Here is a 1294-nt window from a genome sequence, read left to right on the forward strand (position 1 = left end):
CCCGGCGCCGAGCACCACCCGCCGCCCGGCGGGCACCGTCTCCGGTGCGACCAGGTCGGCGGGTCCGACGTAGTCGGCTCCGGCGGCCAGTGCCGCGCGCAGCACCCGGTCACCGATCCGGTCGGCCGGTCCGGTGCAGTCCACCACCACGTCGCAGTCGGCGCAGAACCCCGCCAGGGCGTCGGGGTCGTCGACGTCGACGACCAGACCACGGTCCCCCACCGCCGCGCGGACGGCGTCTCCGCGCCGACCGGCCGGGCGGACCGTCACCAGCAGGTCGTCGAGGAGGCCGGTGACCTCCGCACCCACCCCGCCGTAGCAGCCGAGCACCCCGACCCGGGCGGTCACCGTGGACCGCCGGTGTGCAGGTCGCCGAGGACCTCGACCACCCGGGCGGCGTGCGGCTCCCGCAGACAGGTGAAGTGGTCGCCGGGGACGTCGACGATCGACAGGTCACCCAGGCAGAGCCCGCGCCAGTACTCGGTCATGTCCCGGCGCAGCCACGGCAGGAAGCCGGTGTCGTCGTTCTCCCGCAGAAAGGTGATGTCCCCGGCGTACGGGGTCGGGCGGTGTCGGGTCACCGCTGCCATGCTCTGCCGGTACAGCTCGTACAGCGACGTCAGGTCGAGTTCCGGGGCGTCGTCCCCGTCGGCCTGTCCGGCGATCGCTGCCAGCCGTTGCGCCGGGGGGTGTTGCCGGAGCGCGGCGAAGCGGGTAGCCGCCTCGGCCAGGTCGTCGTCGCCGGTGAGGGCGTCGAGGGCACCGGTGGGGACCCGGTCCGGGGTGGCGGCGAGGACCGCCTCGAACGACCTGGCGATCACCGCGTCGGACGGGTAGCCCAGCGCAACGGTGTCCGCCCCGACCAGTCGGGCGAAGACGTACTCGAGGACCAGGTCGTCCTCGATGGTGTGCGGCAGTCCGTAGCTGCTGATGATCGTCAGGCTCGCCACGGTGGCGCCCGCCTCGGTGAGCTGCCTGGCGATCTCCAACGCCACCAGGCCGCCCATGCAGTAGCCGACGACGTGGAACCGTCGGTGCCCGGTGGCGAGCAGCCGCTCGGTGTAGTCGGCAGCGCGGCGTTCGAGCAACCCCGCCGGGTCCTCGCTGCGGTACGGGTCGTCGGCGCCGACGGCCAGCCCCACGACCGGACCGGAGCGGTCCAGCAGCGGGATCACCGTCCGGTACGCGGCGAGGGTGCCCACCCCGTCGTGCACCAGGACCCGCACCTCGTCCCCGTCGGTGTCGGTGAGCGGCACCAGCGGGTCGACCGGGGTGTCGCCGTCGTGGCCGCCCC

At 74.3% G+C, this 1294-nt stretch carries 2 protein-coding genes; both read right to left on the reverse strand.

Annotated features, from left to right (window positions below):
- On the reverse strand, window positions 1–348 hold a 348-nt coding region (locus ABT336_RS27415; RefSeq protein WP_350900496.1), incomplete at its 3' end, for a saccharopine dehydrogenase NADP-binding domain-containing protein.
- Window positions 345–1294, reverse strand: a 950-nt coding sequence (locus ABT336_RS27420) for a thioesterase domain-containing protein (protein ID WP_350900498.1), incomplete at its 5' end; no start/stop codon positions are given. The genes ABT336_RS27420 and ABT336_RS27415, both read right to left, overlap by 4 nt.

Origin of the sequence: Micromonospora sp. NPDC000207 (assembly GCF_040300925.1) — a bacterium.
GTDB lineage: Bacteria > Actinomycetota > Actinomycetes > Mycobacteriales > Micromonosporaceae > Micromonospora.